Raw genomic sequence first — 5,240 nt, 5'->3', positions numbered from 1 at the left:
CTCGGCCCCGACGGCACCCTCACCGCCCTCGCCCAGAGCGCCCTCGACGACCCCGAGGCGGCACTGCTCGTACCCGCGCTCCGCAAGGACCGCCCTGAGACACCCGCACTGCTCGCCGCCGTCGCCGGACTGTTCACCCAGGGCGCCGACGTGGACTGGCGCGCCGTCCTCCCCGACGGCGGCGCGCGCACCGTCGAGCTGCCGACGTATGCCTTCCAACGGAAGCGGTTCTGGCCGCAGGTGTCGCACAGGCCGGGCGACCTGGCTGCTGCGGGGCTCGGTGCGGCCGGGCATCCGCTGCTCGGCGCCGCGGTCGAACTCGCGGGCGGTGGGACGGTGCTGACCGGACGCCTCTCGCTGCGATCGCACCCTTGGCTGCGCGACCACAATGTCCTGGGCGCGGTGGTCTTCCCGGGCACGGGCTACGCCGAGCTGGCGCTGCGCGCCGGCGACCAGGTGGACTGTGCCAGGATCGAGGAGCTGACGATCGCGGTGCCGCTGGTGGTGCCGGAACAGGGCATGGTGCGTCTGCAGGTCACCGTCGGTGTGGCCGACGACGCGGGACGTCGCACCGTGGAGGTGCACTCGCGTCCGGAGGACGCCTCGGACGACACGCCGTGGGTGCTGCACGCCGGCGGTCTGCTGGCCCCGGCGACGACGGCGCAGGCACACGACGACACAGTGTCCGACCTCGCGGAGTGGCCGCCGAAGGGCGCCGAGCCCTGCCCCGTCACCGACATGTACGACCGGTTCGCCGGGGCGGGGCTGGCGTACGGCCCGTTGTTCCAGGGACTGCGCACAGTGTGGCGGCGTGGCGACGAGGTGTTCGCCGAAGTGGTCCTGCCGGAGGAGCACGAGGGGCTCGCGGGCCGGTTCGGAGTGCATCCGGCGCTGCTCGACTCGGCCCTGCACGCGATCCTCTTCGGCCCCGTCGGCGAAGCGGGCGCCGGACGGCTGCCGTTCTCCTGGAACGGGCTGTCGCTGTACGCGTCCGGGGCACGTGCCCTGCGGGTGCGGGTGGCTCCGGCGGGATCCGACGCGGTGTCTCTGTACCTGGCCGACCCGGCCGGTGGCGCGGTCGCCTCCGTCGAGTCGTTGGCGCTGCGCGAGGTGCCGTCCGAGCTGATGGCCGCCACGGGCGCGGCCGCCCCCTCCGGGACGTACCGGATCGACTGGACTCCACTGCCGTCCTCGGCCCCGGCTCCCGCTCCCGCCGACGAGGCGTCACCCGTTGACAGCCGTACGGTCCTGCTGACGGACTACGCGACCCCGGACGACCAGCCGGATGACCGCCCGTCCGCCGCACGCGCTGCCGTCCCCGTCCGTACCTGGTCCGAGCTGACCCGGGCCGTGCACGACGGCGATCCCGCCCCCGAGACCGTGCTGCTGCCCTGGAGCGGTCCGGTGGACGCCCCGCTGGGCGGCTCCGCCGCCGCGGCGCACGCCGTCACCGCCGCCGCGCTGGCCTTCGTACAGGACTGGCTCGCGGCCGAGGAGCTCACGGACGCACGGCTCGTCTTCGTGACCCGTGGCGCGGTGGCGGTGGAAGCGGACGAGGAGTCGGATCCGGCTCTGGCCGCCCTGTGGGGTCTGGTGCGTTCGGCCCGGACCGAGAACCCCGGCCGCCTCGCTCTGGCCGATCTGGACGGCACGCCGGAGGCCTGGGACACTCTGGTCGCGCTGCTCGCTCGGCCGGACGCCCCCGCGGACGGGGCCGAACTGGCCGTCCGTGGAAACACGGTGCTCGTCCCCAGACTCGTCCCCGCACCCTTGCCCACCGCTGCTTCGTCCTCCGCCGACGTCGACGCCGACGCCGACGCCGAAACCGGCGGCGGGACCGACGCGGTGCGCCTCGCGGACGGCACCGTCCTCGTCACCGGAGGCACCGGCGGCCTGGGCGCCCTCGTCGCCCGTCACCTGGTCACCGAGCACGGCGTACGCCACCTGCTCCTGGCGGGCCGGCGCGGACCGGACGCCCCGGGCGCGGCGGAACTCACCGCCGAACTCACCGACCTGGGCGCCGACGTCACCGTCGCGGCCTGTGACGTGGCCGACCGGCAGGCGCTGGAGACCCTGCTGGCGTCGATACCGGCCGACCGCCCGCTGACCGGAGTGATCCACACCGCGGGTGTGGTCGACGACGGTGTGGTGGCGTCGCTGACCGAGGAACGGCTGCTCACCGTGTTGCGCCCCAAGGCGGACGCGACCGAACACCTCGACGCGCTCACCCGTGACCTGGACCTGGCCGCGTTCGTGCTGTTCTCCTCGGTCTCCGGCACTTTCGGCGGCGCCGGGCAGGCCAACTATGCCGCCGCCAACGCCTACTTGGACGCCATCGCACGGTGCCGCCGCCACCTCGGGCTGCCCGCGGTCTCCCTGGCCTGGGGCCCGTGGGCACCCGGCGCGGGTATGACCGCCGAGCTCACCGAAGCGGACCTGCGTCGCATGGCACGCGGCGGTGTACGGCCCCTCGCGGTCGACCAGGGCCTCACGGTCCTCGACGCCGCACTGCGCGACACCGAGCTCTCCTTCCTCCTTCCCGTCAACCTCGACCTGGGTGCGCTGCGCGAACTCCCCGAGCTCCCACCGCTGTTGCGCGGTCTGGTGCGCGGCCCGGCCCGGCGTCCCGCCCACGCCGGCGGCCATGGCGGCGGCGGCGAGCTGCGGGCCCGGCTGCTGGCCCTGCCCACCGCCGAACGCGAACCTTTCCTGCTGGAACTGGTCTCCGGTCTGGTGGCCCAGGTGCTCGGCCACGCCTCGGCCGCCGACGTGGAACCGGGCCAGGCGTTCAAGATGCTCGGCTTCGACTCGCTGACCTCGGTGGAACTGCGCAACCGTGTCAACGCGGCGACCGGGCTGCGGCTACCCGCGACGCTGGTATTCGATCACCCGTCACCCGCCGCGCTCGCCCGGCACCTGCTGAACGCCCTCGCCGGTGAGGCCACCGACCCGCACGGCGTGGCGCTGCCCGCCTGGAAGGCCATGGATGACGACCCGGTGGTCATCGTGGGCATGGCGTGCCGGTTTCCCGGTGGCGTCGAGTCGCCCGAGGACCTCTGGCGGCTGGTCAGCGAGGGCGGCGACGCGATAGGTGACTTCCCCGCCGACCGCGGCTGGGACCTGGAGGCGCTGTACGACCCCGAGCCCGGCAGGCTCGGCAGGACCTACGTCCGCAGGGGCGGCTTCCTGTACGACGCGGCGTCCTTCGACACCGGGCTGTTCGGTATCTCGCCACGCGAGGCGCTGGCGATGGACCCGCAGCAGCGGCTGCTGCTGGAGGTGTCCTGGGAGGTCTTCGAACGCGCGGGCATCGACCCGACCGCGCTGCGCGGCAGCCGCACCGGGGTGTTCGCCGGCGTCATGGGACAGGACTACAACACCTGCCTGCGCGAGGGCGAGCACGACTCTGACGGCTACCTGCTGACCGGCAACACCAGCAGCGTCCACTCCGGTCGTATCGCCTACACGTTCGGTCTGGAGGGCCCGGCGATGACGGTCGACACAGCGTGCTCGTCGTCATTGGTCACCCTTCACCTGGCTGCCCAGTCGCTGCGGGCGGGTGAGTGCGATCTGGCGCTGACCGGCGGTGTCATGGTGATGTCCACCCCGGACACCTTCGTCGACTTCAGCCAGCAGCGCGGCCTGGCGCTCGACGGCCGCTGCAAGTCCTTCGGCGCCGGAGCGGATGGCACCGCCTGGTCCGAGGGCATCGGCATGCTGGTGCTGGAGCGGCTGTCGGATGCGCGCCGCAACGGTCACCGGGTGTTTGCGGTGGTGGCCGGTTCGGCGGTGAACCAGGACGGCGCCAGCAATGGGCTGACGGCGCCGAACGGTCCGTCGCAGGAGCGGGTGATCCGTCAGGCGCTGGCGGGTGCGGGGCTGAGGCCCGCTGATGTGGACGCGGTGGAAGCGCATGGCACGGGGACGCCGCTGGGTGACCCGATCGAGGCCCAGGCGCTGCTGGCCACCTACGGGCAGGACCGCGAAGAGCCGCTCTGGCTGGGTTCGTTGAAGTCGAACGTCGGTCATACGCAGGCGGCTGCGGGTGTGGGTGGTGTGATCAAGATGGTGATGGCGATGCGGCACGGGGTGCTGCCGCGCACCCTCCACGCCGACGAGCCGTCCCCCCACGTGGACTGGGCGGCCGGCGACATCAGCCTCCTGACCGACAACGTGGAGTGGCCGCAGCCGCAGGACCGTCCCCGGCGCGCCGGTGTGTCGTCCTTCGGCATCAGCGGCACCAACGCCCACGTCATCATCGAACAGGCCCCGGAAACCGTCACCGAGGCCGAAGCCGGAACCAGCGAACCGGCCGTGGCCGCAGACGAGTTGCCCGTGACACCGATCGCGCTGTCCGCCGCGTCCGAGGGAGCCCTGCGCGGCCAGGCCGAACGGCTGTGGGCCCGCGTGGACGCCGACCCCGAACTGCGCCTGAGCGACGTGGGGCTCTCGTCGGTCCGCCGGCCCTGGCTGGAGCACCGCGCGGTGGTTCTCGCCCCCGGCCGTGAGGAACTGCTGCGCGGCCTGCGCGCACTGGCGGCCGGCGAGCACGACGCCGGCGTCCTCACCGGCACCCCCGTCCGCACGGGCCGACGGCTCGCGTTCCTGTTCGCGGGTCAGGGGTCGCAGAGGCTGGGTATGGGCCGTGAGTTGTACGAGACGTGTCCGGCGTTCGCCGAGGCCTTCGACGCGGTGGACGCGGAACTCCCGTTCAGCTTGCGGGAGGTGGTCTTCGGTGAGGACGCGGAGCGTCTGAACCGGACCGAGTACGCCCAGCCCGCCCTCTTCGCCCTCGAAGTGGCGTTGTTCCGGTTGCTGGAGTCGTGGGGTGTGCGGCCGGACGTGCTCGTGGGTCATTCGATCGGTGAGATCGCGGCGGCGCATGTGGCGGGGGTGTGGTCCCTGGCGGACGCGTGCCGTCTGGTGGTGGCGCGTGGCCGGTTGATGCAGGCGCTGCCCGGGGGCGGTGCGATGGTCGCGCTCCAGGCCGCCGAGGACGAGGTGCTGCCGCTGCTCAACGATGAGGTGGGTATCGCGGCGGTCAACGGTCCGCGGGCGGTGGTGGTTTCGGGTGCGGTCGAGGCGGTCGAGGAGATCGCGGAGCGCTTCCGTGCCCGGGACCGCAAGGTGACGGCTCTGCGGGTGAGCCATGCGTTCCACTCGCCGTTGATGGAGCCGATGCTGGAGGACTTCCGGGCTGTGGCCGAGGGTCTTTCCTATGCCGAGCCGCGGATACCCAT

General features: G+C 73.0%; 1 protein-coding gene. It reads left to right on the top strand.

Annotated elements, in window-relative coordinates; genetic code table 11:
• On the top strand, positions 1-5,240 hold a 5,240-nt coding region (locus ACWC5O_RS44930), incomplete at both ends, for a type I polyketide synthase (protein WP_450781326.1).

The sequence above is a fragment of the Streptomyces sp. NPDC001450 genome, assembly GCF_053597295.1.
Note: the sequence above shows the minus strand (reverse complement) of the source record. Positions and strands in the feature narration are given on the sequence as shown.